11 protein-coding genes are annotated in these 16,336 nt (G+C 72.5%); 4 read left to right on the forward strand and 7 right to left on the reverse strand.

Annotated features, from left to right (window positions below):
- Positions 1-47: 47 nt before the first annotated feature.
- Complete coding sequence (locus tag ACIBNE_RS04040; protein ID WP_399269214.1) at positions 48-1,289, reverse strand: amidohydrolase; 1,242 nt, start codon at positions 1,287-1,289, stop codon at positions 48-50.
- Between the two features lie 237 nt (positions 1,290-1,526).
- Between ACIBNE_RS04040 and ACIBNE_RS04045 the strand changes: the two genes are divergently transcribed.
- Positions 1,527-3,056 carry an MFS transporter gene (locus ACIBNE_RS04045; protein WP_399269216.1) on the forward strand — a complete coding sequence of 510 codons (1,530 nt, stop codon included), beginning with the start codon at positions 1,527-1,529 and terminating at the stop codon, positions 3,054-3,056.
- A 106-nt stretch (positions 3,057-3,162) separates the two neighbouring features.
- Here the strand turns inward: ACIBNE_RS04045 and ACIBNE_RS04050 are convergent, their stop codons facing one another.
- The 3 genes from ACIBNE_RS04050 to ACIBNE_RS04060 all read right to left on the reverse strand — a co-directional run bounded on the left by ACIBNE_RS04050 (position 3,163) and on the right by ACIBNE_RS04060 (position 8,093).
- Entirely contained in the window at positions 3,163-6,708 is a 3,546-nt protein-coding gene (locus tag ACIBNE_RS04050) for a collagen binding domain-containing protein (RefSeq protein WP_399269219.1), read from the reverse strand.
- A 308-nt stretch (positions 6,709-7,016) separates the two neighbouring features.
- A complete protein-coding gene (locus ACIBNE_RS04055; RefSeq protein ID WP_399269221.1) occupies positions 7,017-7,562 on the reverse strand; it encodes a YceI family protein in 546 nt (181 codons plus the stop codon).
- Positions 7,563-7,619: 57 nt separating this feature from the next.
- Positions 7,620-8,093, reverse strand: a complete 474-nt coding sequence (locus tag ACIBNE_RS04060; protein ID WP_399269223.1) for a carboxymuconolactone decarboxylase family protein — start codon at positions 8,091-8,093, stop codon at positions 7,620-7,622.
- A 163-nt stretch (positions 8,094-8,256) separates the two neighbouring features.
- Here ACIBNE_RS04060 and sigJ point away from each other — a divergent pair, with 163 nt between their 5' ends.
- Entirely contained in the window at positions 8,257-9,228 is a 972-nt protein-coding gene (gene sigJ, locus ACIBNE_RS04065; protein WP_399269225.1) for an RNA polymerase sigma factor SigJ, read from the forward strand.
- A gap of 124 nt (positions 9,229-9,352) precedes the next feature.
- Here the strand turns inward: sigJ and rox are convergent, their stop codons facing one another.
- On the reverse strand, positions 9,353-10,780 hold the full coding sequence (gene rox, locus ACIBNE_RS04070; protein ID WP_399269227.1) for a rifampin monooxygenase: 1,428 nt from the start codon (positions 10,778-10,780) through the stop codon (positions 9,353-9,355).
- A gap of 317 nt (positions 10,781-11,097) precedes the next feature.
- Between rox and ACIBNE_RS04075 the strand changes: the two genes are divergently transcribed.
- On the forward strand, positions 11,098-12,903 hold the full coding sequence (locus tag ACIBNE_RS04075) for a protein-arginine deiminase family protein (protein WP_399269230.1): 1,806 nt from the start codon (positions 11,098-11,100) through the stop codon (positions 12,901-12,903).
- A 69-nt stretch (positions 12,904-12,972) separates the two neighbouring features.
- Here ACIBNE_RS04075 and katG read toward each other — a convergent pair whose 3' ends face one another.
- Positions 12,973-15,198, reverse strand: a complete 2,226-nt coding sequence (gene katG / locus ACIBNE_RS04080) for a catalase/peroxidase HPI (RefSeq protein ID WP_399269232.1) — start codon at positions 15,196-15,198, stop codon at positions 12,973-12,975.
- A gap of 423 nt (positions 15,199-15,621) precedes the next feature.
- Here katG and ACIBNE_RS04085 point away from each other — a divergent pair, with 423 nt between their 5' ends.
- Entirely contained in the window at positions 15,622-16,032 is a 411-nt protein-coding gene (locus tag ACIBNE_RS04085) for a Fur family transcriptional regulator (protein WP_399269234.1), read from the forward strand.
- A 124-nt stretch (positions 16,033-16,156) separates the two neighbouring features.
- On the opposite strand, the gene ACIBNE_RS04090 is transcribed toward ACIBNE_RS04085, so the two are convergent.
- Entirely contained in the window at positions 16,157-16,333 is a 177-nt protein-coding gene (locus tag ACIBNE_RS04090) for a thiazolylpeptide-type bacteriocin (protein ID WP_399269236.1), read from the reverse strand.
- Positions 16,334-16,336 lie beyond the last annotated feature (3 nt).

Genomic DNA, 16,336 nt, shown 5'->3' on the forward strand with positions numbered 1-16,336 from the left:
CCGTCACGCGTCAGAGAACCGCCCGCCACGCGTCCGGGAACCGTCCGTCACGCGCCGACGAGCCGCCCGTCCCGCGCGACGACCCGACCCGCCCGTACGACCAGGTCGCGCCGCGGCATGTCGACGACGACCTGGGCCAGGCACTCGGCGTCCACCAGCAGGAAGTCCGCGGGCGCGCCGGGGGAGAAGTCGGCGGGCGGGAGACCGAGCAGCGCCGCGCCGTCGTGGGCCGCCGTCAGGTAGCAGTCCTCCAGCTCCTCGTCGAGGCGGGCGTTCAGGCAGAAGCCGAGCAGATGGGCGCGGTGGAGCATGTCGGCGTTGCCGTACGGGCTCCACGCGTCGCGCACGCCGTCCGAGCCGATGCCGACGCGCACCCCGTGCCGCCGCAGCCGCGCGAGGGGGAGTACGCGGGTGGTGTCGGGCGCGACCGTCGTCAGGGACACCCCGGCCTCCCCGAGTTCGTCGGCGATCCTGTCGAATTCGGCGCCCTCGGTGCCGGGCACGCAGAACGCGTGGCTGACCGTCACCCGGCCGCCCATGTCCAGCGCCCGGGTGCGCGCGACGATCTCCCTGAGCGGCGCGAGCCCCCGCTCGCCCTGGTCGTGGAGGTGGACGTCGACGCCGACCCGGTGCCGCTCCGCGATGCCGAAGACGGTGTCGAGCTGGCTCGTCGGGTCGTCGGACGCGCTGTCGAAGCCCATCGGGTCGATGCCGCCGACGAAGTCGATCAGCCCGGTCCGCGCCGCCTCCTCCAGCAGCTCCGCCGTGCCCGGCGCGCGCCGCACGCCGTGCTGCGGGAAGGCGACGACCTGGACGTCGGCCACGCCCGCCAGGCTCTTGCCCGCGGCCCGTACGCCCTCCAGGCCCTCCAGGCCGTACGCGGGGGCCACGTCGACCTGGGCGCGCACACCGCGCGTGCCGAGCGCCGCCGCGTGCGAGAGCAGCCGCAGGGCCCGCTCGGCGACCGGGGTCGGCAGGCTCCGGTTCAGCTCGACGTCCTGCGCCACGTAATCGGCGATGCCGCCGGGCGCGGGCCGCCGCGAGTGCCAGGCCTCGCCCCAGGAGGTCTTGTCGGGGTGGATGTGCGCGTCCACGAGGGTGGGCAGCGCGAGCCTGCCCCCGCAGTCCACGCTCTCCACGTCGGCCGCCGCGTGCGCCGCGGCGGCCGGATCGCGCGCGATCACCCCGTCGACGACGACCAGGTCGACGGGAGCGCCGCCCAGGGGGCGGACGTGGCGGAAGACGGTGGTGCGGGGCGCGGCGGGTGTCGACGGGTCCTGACGGTTCATGCGGGCGGTCTCCTCCTGGGCTCTCGAACGACTCCTAGAGTCGTATACCAAAACTTGATCGAGTGGGGAATTTTCGCAGCCATTATTCACCCGGATCTTCTGTTGGTATACAAAGAGCCCTTCTGGGGGAGTGGTGCGCCGGTCCCGCGTCACCCGAATGCGCCGTACGCATGCCGAAGCCGCGCAGTCGTAGATAGATGGGCGACAAAGCTCCATACGACCAGGCGGAGGTGCTCCGTGCCGCACGACATCCATCCTTCGGCCCCGGCCCCGGGCGGTGCCTCCCCGGCCGGGGGCAGCCGCTGGGCGATGCTCGCCGTGCTCTGCTCCAGCCTGCTGCTGGTCGCCATGGACGCCACGATCCTCAACGTCGCCCTGCCGTCCCTCATCGACGACATGCGCCCCAGCTCCCTGGCACAGCTCTGGATCATCGACGTCTACGGCCTCGTCCTGGGCGGCCTGCTCGTCGCGACCGGCGCCGTCAGCGACCGCTACGGGCGCAAGCGCCTGTTCGTGGCCGGTTTCCTGCTCTTCGGCGTCGCGTCCGTGGTGGCCGCGACCGCGGGGACGCCGGGACAGCTGATCGCCGGGCGGGTGCTCCTGGGCATCGGCGGGGCCATGGTGATGCCCAGCACGCTCTCCCTCATCAGGAACATCTTCGAGGACCCGAGGGAACGCACCCTGGCCATCGGCATCTGGGCCGCGGTCGCCGGGGCGGGCGCCGCGGTCGGGCCGCTGGTCGGCGGCGCGCTCGTCGGGGCGCACGGCTGGTCGGCCGCCTTCTGGGTCAACGTCCCCGTCGTCCTCGTCACGGTCGTCGCCGCCGTCCGGATGCTCCCCGAGTTCAAGGACGCGGGACACGGCCCACTGGACTGGCCGAGCGCCGTGCTCTCCGTCGTCGGCGTCGTGGCCCTCGCCTGGGGCATCAAGCACGTGGCCAAGGGCAGCCTCGCCGCGTCCGACGTGCTGGTCCTCCTCCTGGGCGTCGTCGTGCTCGCCCTCTTCGCCCGGCGCCAGCTCGCCCTCCCCGATCCGCTCCTGGACGTCAGGCTCTTCGCGAAGCGCGCGTTCACCGCCGCCGCGCTGTCGACCCTCATGGCCATGCTCGCCATCGGCGCCGCCCTGTTCCTGATCTCCCTGTGGCTCCAGTACGTGCACGGCTACTCGCCCTTCGAAGCGGGGCTGCGCACCCTGCCCGCCGCGCTCGCCACCCTCGCGGGATCGCTGCTCGCCCCGCGCCTGATGGAGCGCGTCGGGGTGCGCGCCGTGATGGCGCTCGGACTCACCGGGCTGCTCACGGGCTTCCTGGTCCTCGCGCTGTCCCCGGAGCCGACCGGCTATCCGTACGTGGCCGTGGTCCTCGTCTCCCTCGGGTTCGGCGACGGGCTGGCCATCACCGCGTCCGCCGCCACCCTGGTCTCCGCCGTCCCGGCCGAACGCGCCGGCCAGGCGGGCGCGGTCTCCGAGACCAGCTACGAACTCGGCGTCGGCCTGGGCGTGGCCATGCTCGGCTCCCTCCACGGCGCGGCCTACGCGAGCCGCATGGCGGGCGCGCCCGACCTCGCCCGCGACTCGATCGGCGGCGCCCACGAGGCGGCAGGGGAACTCGGCGGAGTCCGGGGCGAACAGCTCATGGACCGGGCCAGGGGCGCCTTCGACGGCGCGCTCACCACGACGGCGTACGTCTCGGTGGGCATCGTCGCCGTCGTGACGGTGCTGGTCGTGGCCCTGGTCCCGCGCGGCTTCAAGGCGGGCTCGGCGCACTGACGTCCACGGGACGCGCAAGGGCCGGGGAGGCCCCGTACCACTGGGACCTCCCCGGCCTTTTGCCTGCCGCGGACCGCTTGACGCGTTCCGCGTGTCGCGGTTCTCGCTACTTCTTCTTGGGTTCCTCACCCCTCTTGTTGGTGCGGACGACCTTCACTCCGCGGTCGGCGTTCTTCGCGGTCACGGCGTGCGGGCCGCTCACCGGGTTGCGCGGCAGCACGTAGCCCTCGGGCACGCCGGTCTCGCGCAGGTAGTACGAGCCGAGCGGCAGCTTCTGGTACGTGCAGGTGCCCCGGCTGTTGGTCGCGCAACCGGGCCCCGTGCGACGGTCGGGCTTGCTGCCCGAGGTCTGGAGGCCCTTGCGGCCGTTGGTCTCCTGCCACAGCTCGAAGACCGCGCCGGGCAGCGGCCTGCCCGTCTTCGCGTCCTTCTTGACCAGGGTGATCCTGCCGAGCTTCGGCCGCGGCGGGACCGCCTGGTTGGCGACGGTGACCGTGACGCCCGCCTCGGCGTTCGCCCGGGTCACCTCCAGCGGCCCGAAGACGTTCGGCTTGGGCAGCGCGTACCCGGCCGGGGCCTTGGTCTCCTGCCAGTAGTACGTGCCGAGCACCAGGCCGTCGCGGGAGCAGACGCCCTTGCTGTCGGTGGTGCAGGCCGCGCCGACCTTGGCGTCCGGGGTGCCCGAGGTCTGGAGACCGTCCTTGCCGTTGGTCTCGTGCCAGAGCTGGAAGACGCCGCCGGGCAGCGCCTTCGCCGTCTTGGCGTCGACCTTCAGGACCCGTGCCTTTCCGGTCACCTGCTGGGGCATCGGCTGGTCCTCGACGGTGACCGTGACGCCCGCCTCGGCGTTCGCCCGGGTCACTTCCAGCGGGCCGAAGACCGCGGGGTCGGGCAGCGTGTACCCGGCGGGGGCCTTGGTCTCCTGCCAGTAGTACGTGCCCAGTTCGAGGTCGTCGCGGGTGCAGGTGCCCTTGCTGTCGGTGGTGCAGACTGCGCCCACCTCGGTGTCGGCCGTGCCCTCGGTCTGGAGGCCGTCCTCGCCGTTGGTCTCGTGCCAGAGCTGGAAGCCGGCGCCCGACAGCGTTTCCTTCGTCTGGGCGTCGACCTTCACCACGCTCGCCCTGCCCTTCACGGGGACGGGCACCGGCTGGTCCTCGACGGTGATCTGCACGCCGTCGGCCGCGTTGTCCGCGGTCAGTTGCAGCGGCCCGAAGACCGCGGGGTCGGGCAGCGTGTATCCGGCGGGGGCCTTGGTCTCCTGCCAGTAGTACGAGCCCAGCGGCTGCTCGGCGACCTTCGCCAGGCCGTCGGCCCCGCTGGTGACCTCGTCGCCGACCTTCGTGTCCGGGGTGTCCCCGTCGGTCTGGAGGCCGTCGGTGCCGTTGGTCTCGCGCCAGAGCTGGAACTCGGCGCCGGCCAGCGGCTCCCCGGTGTCCGCGTCGGTCTTCAGGACCCGCACCTCGCCCTCGGGCTGCATGAACCCGAAGTCGAAGGTGTGGTCGTTGTGCCCGGCGGCGCCGGTGGTGAGGGAGTGCTCGGGGTACGTGCCGCCCGACGGCACCTTGCCGTCGCTGTCGACGGAGTCGTTGTCACCCTCGTCGTTCTGGGTGACGACCCACTCGTGGAGCGGGCCGCCCTCGGCGTAGTCCGCCGGGTTGTCGATCTTGACGACGTACTTCGTGTTCGGCTTCAGGCCGTCCTTGACGCTGTCGAAGTAGTACTCGCCGCGGTCCGTGGTCGTCGTGGTGGCGACCAGGGTGCCGTTCTCGTCGTAGAGGTTGACCGTCGCGCCCGGCACGGGCTTCTCGTCCGGGCCCTGGACGCCGTCCTTGTCGCTGTCGTACCAGACGCGGTTGCCGATCTGGATCGGCGCCTCGTCGCAGAGGAGCGTGAGGTCGCCGAGCGTGTTGGCCTTGCCGAACGAGCCGGTGCCGCCGTCGATCTCGTAGTCGCCCGAGCCCTCACCCGTGAGGTTGTTGAACTTCCGGGTGCCGCCGCTGAAGATCGTCAGCGGGTCCACGATGACCGCGGCGGTGTCGGTGAAGCGCGGCGCGAAGGCGAGACCGCCCATGACGGACTCGGCGTGCTGGCCCATCACGGAGTCTGCGGGGTAGTACTCCGGCACGTCGTCCTGCTGGGGCGGCTGGCTGCCGTTGACGAAGTGGCTCGGGCACGCGGGGGACTCGCTGTCCCACACCCAGCCGCCTTCGGTCTTGCACACGCGGGTGATGTCGCCCATCGCGGGGAACAGCGACCGGGTGGCGGTGTCCGTGCTGCCCTCGGGTGCCAGGGCCTCGTGGCCCGCCTGGTCGCCGAGGCGGTCGCGGAAGCCGAGCACCATCGACCCGTCGCGGTCGAAGACGATGTCGGAGAGCATCGGTCCGGGGAAGTTCGCCTGGACGAACCAGCCGTAGGGGTCCCAGGTCTTGAGCCAGGGCTCCCAGTGGGTGTCGCCCTTGACCGACGAGTAGCCCATGCCGCGCTCGTAGGCCAGGTTGTTGCTGACCACGGTGGAGAAGGAGGTGCCCTCCAGCTTCAGCACGTACGCCCGCAGGTCCTCGCGCTTCTGCGTGGACTCGGCGCTGCACGTGCCGCCGACGTAGATCGCGCCGTCGTGGATGCCCAGGCCGTAGGGCCGCCAGTCGTCCGCGCCCGAGGGGCAGCCGGGGTCGGGGATCGGGATGGTCTGCTTGATCGGGGCGGGCGAGGCCGCGGTGGTGTCGTACGCGTAGAGGGACTTGGCCTTGAGGCCGACCGCGTACAGGGTCTTGCCGTCCTCGGAGATGTCGAGGTCGCCCAGGCCCTCCTTGCCCACCGCGTCGTTGATCTCCATGCTGTCGCGCTTCAGGTCCGCGGCGTGCACGGCGTCACCGGCGTCAGGGACGGTGGTGAACAGCGACGTCTGCTTGGTCTTGCGGTCCACGACGTAGATGCCGCCGGGACCGGCCGGGCCGTAGGGGATGAGGCGCTTGGTGAGCGCGCCGACGAACAGCTGGTCGGTGTCCCGCTTGTGCGCCAGGCCGTACGCGGAGCCGATCTTTTCGAACGTCGCCTCGTCGTTGGGCTTCTCCTCCTGGCCCGTACGGTCGTACGGCCACGAGACCAGCGCCTTCGTGCCGACCGTGCCCACCGCGTCCTGCCGGGAGCAGGGAGTGGCCAGGTCGGGGTTGGCGTCGCAGTAGTCGGCCGGGTTGTGCACGCCCGTCAGGACCTCGGCGTCCTGGCCGCCCGAGACGTCCACGAACTCCACCAGCGAGGACAGGGACGGCGCGGGGCCGCCCGCCATCGCGGGCTGGAGGTAGGTCCGGTCGGCCGGGATGGCGGCCTCGACCCGGTAGCGGCCACCGCTCAGCCCCAGCGCCGCCGGGTCGAAGACGGCCTTGCCGTCGGACCCCGTGGGTACGGTGGCCGACTTGCCCGACGCGTCGGTGATGGTGACGGGAATGCCGCGCTCGCCGACCTCCAGGGCCGGGGTCCAGCTCCCGTCGGAGTCCACGTCGCGCACGACGGTGACGGTGACCGAGCCGTCCGCCCTGGCGGCGGGAGCGTTCGGCAGGGCGGCGCCGACCAGGGAAGGAGTGACGAGTAGGAGGGCGGCGGCCGCCGCCCAGCGCGAGCTGCGCCTCGGGCCTGGACCGGGTGGGTGCTTCATGTGGGGGGAAGCCCTTCTCGGGGGAACAAATCTGACAAATCACATAATTGCCATAAATGGATGACGGTTAACGGCTCTGTGCTCTGTTCGCGGACAGCCCACTCGATCGCCCGTCCGTGTGTAGAGGGCCGGTATTCCTGGCCGTACGCGCCCCCGGGCCACCCCTCGTGAGCGGTGGACGGTCAGGGACGCCCCCACGCGTCCGTTCGGGCGAGGACGGACGGATGACCTTCGCCCTCCGCGCCCGCCCCCGCCCCCGCCCCCTCCCGGTCCTGGCACTGGACCGACCCCGGCCGCTCGGTCCCGGGTCAGGGCTGCCGGATCGCGGTGACGTCGAACTCCAGCGTCACCTTCGGGCTCAGCAGGAGCGAGGTCAGGGCGTTCCAGTTCACGCCCCACTCCCCGCGATCGACGGTGACGCCGCCCCGGAACGCGACCCGGTGGCCGCCGTGCGGCTCGCTCCCCGCCCCGGTCAGCTCCAGGTCGAACGTGACCGGCCTGGTCGTGCCGCGGATGGTCAGATCGCCGGTGACCCGGAAACGGGACCCGTCCAATCGCGTCACCTCCGCCGAGGCGAAGGTGAGCGAAGGATGGCCGGCCGCGTCCAGGAACGTGCCGCACAGCTGCTCGTCGCGCTGCCGGTTGCCGGTCCTGATGCTCGCGGCCCGGATCACGAGCCAGGCACTGGACCGTGCGGGCCGGTCGCCGTCGAGGCGCGCGCCGCCCTCGAACTCCTCGAAGTGCCCGCGCACCCGGGAACCCAGCGTGTGCCGGGCGACGAACCCGACGCGGGTGCGGGCGGTGTCGAGGACGTAGTCGCCGGTCAGTTCGCCGAGTTCGATGGTGGTCGACATGGCTGGATGCTCCTCAGGACGAGAAAGACGAAAAGGTGGGGAGGGGCGGGCGCTCGGTCAGCCGAACTGTCCCGGCCGGTAGTCGCCCGCCGGGCGCCGGGTCATCACGTTCAGCCGGTTGAGGGCGTTGATGACCGAGACCAGCGAGACCAGGGCGCCCAGCTGCTCCTCGTCGTAGTGCTCGGCGGCGTTCGCCCAGACCTCGTCGGGGACGCCGCCCGCCGCGTCGGCGATCCGGGTGCCCTGCTCGGAGAGCTCCAGCGCGGCCCGCTCGGCGTCGGTGAAGACGGTGGCCTCGCGCCAGGCGGCCACCAGGTGGAGCCGCTGCGGGCTCTCCCCGGCGTGCTCGGCGTCCTTGGTGTGCATGTCGACGCAGTAGCCGCAGCCGTTGACCTGGCTGGCGCGGAGCACCACCAACTGCTGGGTCGCGGGCGGCAGCGCCGACCCGGCGGCCTCCCGGCCGGCCGCGACGAGGTGCTTCAGCACCTTCGCCGTGCCCGGGTTGGTCAGGAAGTCGAAGCGGGGTTCCATGGGGCTCTCCATTCGTGACGGCTGTTCGCGGGACCGGTTTCGCCGTCCCGGCAGTACGACGAGGCAGCCCCGCGGAACGTGAGGCGGCACGGTGACCTCACATTCCGCGGGGCTGCCTCGTCGTACGGATGGAGAAGGCACCGGCCGAGGGAGCGGCGACACCATGAAGACCACGCCAGAGCGGGACGGGCGGGAAGCACGGGGCGAGCGGGACGGGCGGGAGGGCGACGGGCCCGACGCCGGGCTGAGCGCGATCGTCGGCGAGCGGCGCAAGCTGATCAACCTCGCCTACCGGCTCCTCGGTTCGCTCGCCGACGCCGAGGACGCCGTCCAGGAGACGTACGCCCGCTGGTACGCCATGTCACCGCGGCAGCAGGGGGCCATCGCGTCCCCCGGCGCCTGGCTCACGAAGGTCGCGGGCCGGATCTGCCTCGACCAGCTCGGCTCGGCGCGCGCCAGAAGGGAGCGCTACGTGGGCGAGTGGATACCCGAGCCGCTGCCCGACCGTACGGAGTGGGGCGGCGGGCGGTCCGAAGGGCCGACGGCGGACCCGGCCGACCGGGTCACGCTCGACGAGTCGGTCAGCATGGCGTTCCTCGTCGTGCTGGACGCGATGACCCCGGCCGAACGCGTCGCATTCGTCCTCCACGACGTCTTCCGCTACCCCTTCGCCGAAGTCGCCGAGATCGTCGGCCGGTCGCCCGCGGCCTGCCGTCAGCTGGCCTCGTCGGCGCGCCGCCGCATCGGCGCGGCGCGCGGGCCCGCGACCACGAAGGCCCGGCGGGCCGACCTCGTCAGGGGGTTCAAACGGGCCTGGGAGGCCAAGGACATCGATGCCCTCGTCGGGCTGCTCGACCCCGACGCCACGGGCCGCGCCGACGGCGGCGGCGTGGCCGACGCGGCGTTCCGCCCCATCGGCGGCGGCGAGCAGATCGCCCGCTACCTGATCGCGGCCACCAGCGCGGCGACGGGCCAGACGGTCCTGGAGCGCACGGTCAACGGCCAGCCGGGCCTGGTCGTCCAGGAGGACGGCGTCACCACGTCGGTGCTCGCGTTCGACTTCGCGGGCGACCGGATCAAGACCCTGTGGGCCGTACGGAACCCGGAGAAGCTGCGGCACTGGACGGCGGACTGACGGACGGCGAACCGCGCGGGACCCGTACGGGAGCAGGACACACCCGGCGGGCCCGCACGGGAGGCGCGCACCCGGCGGGGCCCGTACGCACGCGTACGGGCCCCGCCGGGCGACCGCCCCGCGATCAGCCGACGCGCGCGCCGAACCAGCGCGGCAGCACGGCCGTCAGCCCGGCCTGGTCCTCGCCGACCCACGCCACGTGCCCGTCGGGCCGCAGCAGCACCGCCGGTACGTCCAACTCCTCGCTGACGTCCACGACGTGGTCGACCCGGTCGGCCCAGCCGTCGACCGAGAGACGGCCCGTCTGGTCGAGCAGCAGCCCGCGCCCGCCGCGCATCAGCTCGTACAGCCGTCCCCGCTTCAGGGGGACGTCCCGCAGCCGCCTGCCGAGCAGCTCGTGGCCCCCGCCGAAGTCGTAGCGCACCCCGACCGCGGTGATCTTCTCGATCAGGTACCGGTTGACCTCTTCGAAGTCCATCAGCTCGGTCAGCAGCCGGCGCACGGACTGCGGCCCCGGCTCGGTGGACATCAGCTGCATCTGCGCGCGCGTGTTGTCCAGCACGTCGGCGGCCACCGGGTGCCGCTCGCCCTCGTAGCTGTCCAGCAGGTCGTCCGGCGCCCAGCCCGCCACCTCGGCGGCCAGCTTCCAGCCGAGGTTGAACGCGTCCTGGATGCCGAGGTTGAGCCCCTGCCCACCGGTCGGCGGGTGGACGTGCGCCGCGTCTCCCGCCAGCAGCACCCGCCCCACGCGGTAGCGCTCGGCCTGCCGGGTGGCGTCGCCGAAGCGGGAGAGCCAGCGCGGCGAGTGCACCCCGAAGTCGGTGCCCGACACGGCGACCAGCTGCCGCTTCAACTCCTCCAGGGTCGGCGGGACCGTACGGTCCTCCGCCACCCCGTCGGCGGGCGCGACGACCCGGAAGTAGCCCTCGCCCAGCGGCATGGCGCCGAACCGCTTCTGGGTCTTGCGGACCTCGGCCGTGACCGCCGCCAGCTCCTCCTGGGTCGCCGTCAGCCGCACCTCGCCCAGCAGCGTCTCCACCCGCGTGGGCTCGCCGGGGAAGCCGACGCCGAGCAGCTTGCGCACCGTGCTGCGGCCGCCGTCGCTGCCGACGAGGTAGCGCGAGCGCAGCCGCGTGCCGTCCGCCAGCTCGGCGGTCACGCCCTCGGCGTCCTGGCTCAGCCCGACCAGCTCGCTGCCGCGCCGGATCTCGACGCCGAGGCCGGTGGCGTACTCGGTGAGCAGGCGCTCGGTGACGGTCTGCGGAATGCCGAGCACGTAACCGTGCGCGGTGTCCATCCGCGTCGGCCACGGCTTGTCGATCCCGGCGAAGAAGCCGCCGACCTCGTACCGCGTGCCGAGCTCCAGGAAGCGCTCCAACAGACCGCGCTGGTCCATCAGTTCGAGGCTGCGCACATGCAGGCCGAGTGCGCGGACGACCCCGGTCGGCGCCGCGTCCTTGTCCAGCACGAGTGCGTGGACGCCGCGCAGCCGCAATTCGGCGGCCAGCATCACGCCGGTGGGTCCGCCGCCGACCACGATCACGTCAATCATCAAAGCCCCTGTCAATTGGATTGAGCCGGGACCCGAACCGAACGGGTTCGGGCCCAGGCCGATGATTTTGCGTCACGCGGGGGGCCTTGCCGCAAGGCCCCCCGTGAGCTATAAGTTGAAAGTGGAAAGGAGTGCGTACTCCTCCTTGCTCCGCTTTTTCCGAAGGACAGTTCCTTCTGAGGGACCTCCGGCCCGTCGGCCACTGCATCGAAGGATCTACCCGCGGCTCGCCCCTGCGCAGGACGCGACCGGGCGCGGCGGCCGGAACAGTGGAGAGCGATCCAGGTTTCCCGACGGCACCGCCCCGGAAGGTTCCCATGCGCTTCTCCACCGCACTTCCCCCAGGCCGCCGCCCGGCGCTGCGCGCCATGGCCATCGGCATCTGCTGCGCCGCGGTGGCGGCCACCGCACCGACCCCGGCCGGGGCGGACGCGACCCCGGCCCCGACCCCCGCACCCGGCATCAGGGCACCGCTCGGCACGGTGTTCCTGCCCAACCTCGACGACGACTCACGGCGCTGCACGCTGCGCCCCGGAGACCTCGACCGGCTGGACGTGAAGGTGGACGAACGCCTCGCCGCCTGCCACGACGCCGCGGACGCCGTCGTCAACGGCCCCGAGGACGCCGAGGACCTCACGCCGCTGCGGGTGCCGCCCATGGCGGTGGGGCGCGGGGCCGAAGGCAGGCTCACGCTGCCCGCCGCGCAGCGGCCGTACGTACGGATCTTCGTCCGGGACGGCAGCCGGTACGTACCGCTCGGCTCCGACGGGACGCTGACCGCGCGCCAACTGCGCCACGGAGTGAGCCTCGCCGTCGAGGGGCGGGACGTCGTCCGCGACCGCGCCCGCTGGGACGGCCGCGTCACCCTGACCCTCGCCGTCACGGACCGGGGCCGCACCGGCAGCACCCGGCTCGGCATGAGCGTCGCCCCCGTCCTCCTCCAGCACGACCTCCAGCGCGCCCGGCACGTCTTCGCCGCCGCCCCGGGAAAGGGGCCTGGGCAGCCCGCCGAAGTGCCGATCGCCACCCGGGTGCCCGGCCGGTGGGCGGAGTTCGCCGGGTCGCTGCGCGCCGCGACCCGCGCGGCCGGGCTGCCGGACCGCGCACTGACCTTCCAGCCGGGCGGCGCCCGGTGGTGGAAGGACGTCTGGCGGCAGGACATCGCCGAGCCCGGCTACGTCACCAGGCCGGGACCCGGCGGGCCGCGGACGATGCGGATCCTGCTGCGCTCGCCGAACTACTGGAAGTCGCCCGACGGCAGGAGCGCGAGCCTGCGGCGCGCGGGCCGGCTCCTCTTCAAGGACCTGCGCGGACCGGGCGTGGGCGTCGTCCAGCAGTACACGACCGACCGCGCGGGCGAGAACGTCGACGAGCTGCTCAACTACACCGGGAACATCGAATCGCTGCCCCCGTACGCGGGCTATCCCAAGGGCCGTGTGGTGTACGGGAGTTCGGCGGACCGCCGCCCCGACCCCTCGTTCGTGCGGATGCTGCGCGACCAGGGCGAGCAGCCGCCCGTGGTGCTCGACACCTCGTGGCTGCTGGTCGGGCACGCCGACGAGACCGTGCACGTCGTGCGCGCCGACAACGCGCGCGGCTGGACCCTCGCCGTCTCCGACCCCCGCCTCGCGATCGGACTGCTGGAGAAGGCCCGGCGGGCGGGGGAGGGCGGGCAGCGGCTGTTCGCCGACACCGATGCGGAGGACAAGCCCACCGTCGACCAGTTCCTGCGCCACGAGGAGGCCAGGGGCGACAACGAGGACGCGGCGCGCCGCGTGGACGAGCAGGTGCGGGTGCTGCTGCGGGCGACCGGGCTGAAGGCGGCGGAGCTGGTACGGCTGCCGGTGCTCTACTTCCGGGTGGACGACACGCCGGGCTCGAAGGGCGGCCACGTGGCCTTCTCCCCGGCCCTGGCCAACGGCCTCTCGCTGACGGCCGCCGACTTCGCGGCCCCCGCGCCGCACGGCCCCAGGCTCGCCGGGCGCGACCTGTTCCGCACGGAGGCCGAGCGGCGGCTCGCGGCGAACGGCGTGCGGGTGCACTGGGTGGAGAACTTCTCCTGGGCCCACCTGGGCGGCGGAGAGGTGCACTGCGCGACGAACGCGCTGCGCGAGATCGGGTAGCGGGCGACGGGGAAGGGGCCCGGCCGGAGTGCGACGCACCCCGACCGGGCCCCTTCCCCGTCCGACGGATCAGGCCAGGTCGAACCTGTCCAGTTCCATCACCTTGGTCCACGCCGCGACGAAGTCGCGCACGAACTTCTCCTTCGCGTCGTCGCTCGCGTACACCTCGGCGAGCGCCCGCAGCTCGGAGTTCGAGCCGAACACCAGGTCGGCCCGGGTGCCGGTCCACTTGACCGCGCCCGAGTCGTCGCGGCCCTCGAAGGTGTCCTGCGCCTGCGAGGTCGACTTCCACGTCGTGCCCAGGTCGAGCAGGTTGACGAAGAAGTCGTTGGTGAGCGTGCCCGGCCTGTCGGTGAGGACGCCGTGCTTGGACTGCTGGTGGTTGGCGCCCAGCACGCGCAGGCCGCCGACGAGGACGGTCATCTCGGGCGCGCTCAGGTTCAGCAGGTTCGCCTTGTCGAGCAGCAGGTACTCGGCGCGCAGCCGGCTGCCCTTGCCGACGTAGTTGCGGAACCCGTCCGCGGCAGGCTCCAGGGCGGCGAACGACTCGACGTCGGTCTGCTCCTGCGAGGCGTCGACGCGGCCCGGCGTGAACGGCACCTCGACGTCGAGGCCGCCGTCCTTGGCGGCCTGCTCGACCGCCGCGCCGCCCGCGAGGACGATCAGGTCGGCCAGCGAGACCCGCTTCTGCCCGGTCTGCGCGGAGTTGAAGGACTCCTGGACGCCCTCCAGGACGCGCAGGACGGCCGCCAGGTCGTCGGGGTTGTTGACCTCCCAGCCCTGCTGCGGCTCCAGGCGCACGCGGGCGCCGTTGGCGCCGCCGCGCAGGTCGCTGCCGCGGAAGGACGAGGCCGAGGCCCACGCGGCGGACACGAGCTGCGGGACGGTCAGGTCCGTACCGAGGACCTGCTCCTTGAGGGCGGCGGCGTCCGCCGCGTCGATCGTCTCGTGGGTGCGCTCGGGCAGCGGGTCCTGCCACAGCAGCGTCTCGGCGGGCACCTCGGGGCCGAGGTAGCGCACGACCGGGCCCATGTCGCGGTGGGTCAGCTTGAACCACGCGCGGGCGAACGCGTCCGCGAACGCGTCGGGGTCCTCGTAGAAGCGCCGCGAGATCTGCTCGTAGACCGGGTCGAAGCGGAGCGACAGGTCGGTGGTGAGCATCGTGGGCCGGTGCTTCTTCGACGCGTCGTACGCGTCGGGCACGATCGCCTCGGCGTCCTTGGCGACCCACTGGTGGGCCCCGGCCGGGCTCTTCGTCAGCTCGTAGTCGTACTCGAAGAGGTGCTTGAAGAAGTCGTGGCTCCACTTGGCGGGCGTGGTGGTCCAGGTGACCTCCAGGCCGGAGGTGATCGCGTCGGCGCCCTTGCCGCTCCGGTAGGTGCTCGACCAGCCCAGGCCCTGCTCGTCCAGGGGGGCGGCCTCGGGGTCGGCGCCGACGTTGTCGGCCGGGCCCGCGCCGTGGGTCTTGCCGAAGGTGTGGCCGCCCGCGATGAGGGCGACGGTCTCCTCGTCGTTCATCGCCATGCGGCGGAACGTCTCGCGGATGTCACGGGCGGCGGCGACCGGGTCGGGGTTGCCGTTGGGGCCCTCGGGGTTGACGTAGATGAGGCCCATCTGGACGGCGCCGAGCGGGCTCTCCAGCTCGCGGTCGCCGGTGTAGCGCTCGTCGCCGAGCCAGGTGGTCTCGGGGCCCCAGTAGACGTCCTCCTCGGACTCCCACACGTCCGGGCGGCCGCCCGCGAAGCCGAAGGTCTTGAAGCCCATCGACTCCAGCGCGACGTTGCCGGTGAGGATCAGCAGGTCGGCCCAGGAGATCGACTGGCCGTACTTCTTCTTGACCGGCCACAGCAGACGGCGGGCCTTGTCGAGGTTGGCGTTGTCCGGCCAGCTGTTGAGCGGGGCGAAGCGCTGCTGCCCGGCGCCCGCGCCGCCGCGGCCGTCGCTGATGCGGTACGTACCGGCGCTGTGCCAGGCCATGCGGATCATCAGCGGGCCGTAGTGGCCGAAGTCGGCGGGCCACCAGTCCTGCGAGGTGGTGAGCACCTCCGCGACGTCCCGCTTCACGGCCGCCAGGTCGAGGGCCTCGAAGGCCGCCGCGTAGTCGAAGTCGTCGCCGAGCGGGTTCGCCACGGCCGGGTTCTTCGCGAGGATCTTCAGGTTGAGGCGATCGGCCCACCACTGGCGGTTTCCACCGCCCTGCGTGGGGTGCGGCGCGCGCTCGTGCGCGACGGGGCAGCCACCGCTTGCTTCCTCCGTTTTCGGGTCGGTGACGATCGCGTCGTGGTTCTCAGACATGAGGGTTCCTTCCGGGCCGAGCGGGTCGCATCGTTCAGAAGCTGTATCTACAGGTGCTGTTGGTACACGAGTTGTCGGTACGGAAATTGCCGATCCTGGAACGGCTTGTTGTCCGAACGCGCACACCGGGGAGGCGGGTGGGTGCCTCGATGTCGAAAGGGCCGACATCCCGCTCGGTCCCGGGGCGCGCGCCCCGCGCGTCGGCCGTCCGCCGGACAGCACCGCTGGTCACGTCCGCAGTGGTCCCGTCATGTCGTCAGTCTCCCGCCGTACCGGACTTTCCGCTCCCTTGGCCTGCGCTGCGATCGATCCTACGATCGACGGAGTCCAGGTCAAGAAGCACACCTGTTCCGAATCGAGTCAGAAGCTATACGACTACCGCTAAAATCCGGGTACTTCAACGAGCCTGAATGGGTAATCCACATGAGCGACCTGTTGGAACGGCTCCGGGGGCGCGGCTGGCGGGTGACCTGCCAGCGGCGTGTCGTCGCCGAGGTCCTCGACGGCGACTGCGTGCACCTGACGGCCGACGAGGTGCACGCCCGCGCGGCGGAGCGGCTGCCGGAGATCTCCCGGGCCACCGTCTACAACACCCTGGGGGAGATGGTCTCGCTCGGCGAGGTCGTGGAACTCTCCACCGACGGCCGTGCCAAGCGCTACGACCCGAACGCGCACCGCCCGCACCAGCACCTGGTCTGCTCGGGGTGCGGCGAGATCCGCGACGTGCACCCGGCGGGCGACCCGCTGGCCGGGCTGCCGGTCGAGGAGCGGTTCGGCTTCGCGGTGTCCGGGGTGGAGGTCACGTACCGGGGACTGTGCCCGGAGTGCCGCTAGCGGGGCGGCGGGCACCGGGACGGCCGACGGCATCGGGACGGACGGCGGCGTCATCGGGACGGACGGCGGCGGGCACCGCCCGTCGTGCCGGGCGGTGCCCGCCGGACGGAGGTGCCGCCCGCCGTCAGGCGCTGCAGGAGGTGGTGCTGGTGGTGGCGGAGCAGGTGGAGGTCGACGAGCACGACGTCGAGCCCGCGAGGACGACCTCGGACGCGTCGGAGTAGTCGGCGATCTCGAAGGTCTCCGACTCCAGCTCCAGGATCTCGTCCGCGAGCGTGGCCAGTTCGGGCTTGTGGGTCATGGG

It is taken from the genome of Streptomyces sp. NPDC050504 (assembly GCF_044458065.1).
Taxonomy (GTDB): domain Bacteria; phylum Actinomycetota; class Actinomycetes; order Streptomycetales; family Streptomycetaceae; genus Streptomyces.

Excerpts from the sequence above, each read along its gene's own strand:
- ACIBNE_RS04040 (WP_399269214.1), bottom strand. The coding sequence starts at position 1,289 with ATGAACCGTCAGGACCCGTCGACACCCGCCGCGCCCCGCACCACCGTC.
- ACIBNE_RS04075 (WP_399269230.1), top strand. The coding sequence starts at position 11,098 with ATGCGCTTCTCCACCGCACTTCCCCCAGGCCGCCGCCCGGCGCTGCGC.
- ACIBNE_RS04050 (WP_399269219.1), bottom strand. The coding sequence starts at position 6,708 with ATGAAGCACCCACCCGGTCCAGGCCCGAGGCGCAGCTCGCGCTGGGCG.
- rox (WP_399269227.1), bottom strand. The coding sequence starts at position 10,780 with ATGATTGACGTGATCGTGGTCGGCGGCGGACCCACCGGCGTGATGCTG.
- ACIBNE_RS04085 (WP_399269234.1), top strand. The coding sequence starts at position 15,622 with ATGAGCGACCTGTTGGAACGGCTCCGGGGGCGCGGCTGGCGGGTGACC.
- sigJ (WP_399269225.1), top strand. The coding sequence starts at position 8,257 with ATGAAGACCACGCCAGAGCGGGACGGGCGGGAAGCACGGGGCGAGCGG.
- ACIBNE_RS04055 (WP_399269221.1), bottom strand. The coding sequence starts at position 7,562 with ATGTCGACCACCATCGAACTCGGCGAACTGACCGGCGACTACGTCCTC.
- katG (WP_399269232.1), bottom strand. The coding sequence starts at position 15,198 with ATGTCTGAGAACCACGACGCGATCGTCACCGACCCGAAAACGGAGGAA.
- ACIBNE_RS04060 (WP_399269223.1), bottom strand. The coding sequence starts at position 8,093 with ATGGAACCCCGCTTCGACTTCCTGACCAACCCGGGCACGGCGAAGGTG.
- ACIBNE_RS04090 (WP_399269236.1), bottom strand. The coding sequence starts at position 16,333 with ATGACCCACAAGCCCGAACTGGCCACGCTCGCGGACGAGATCCTGGAG.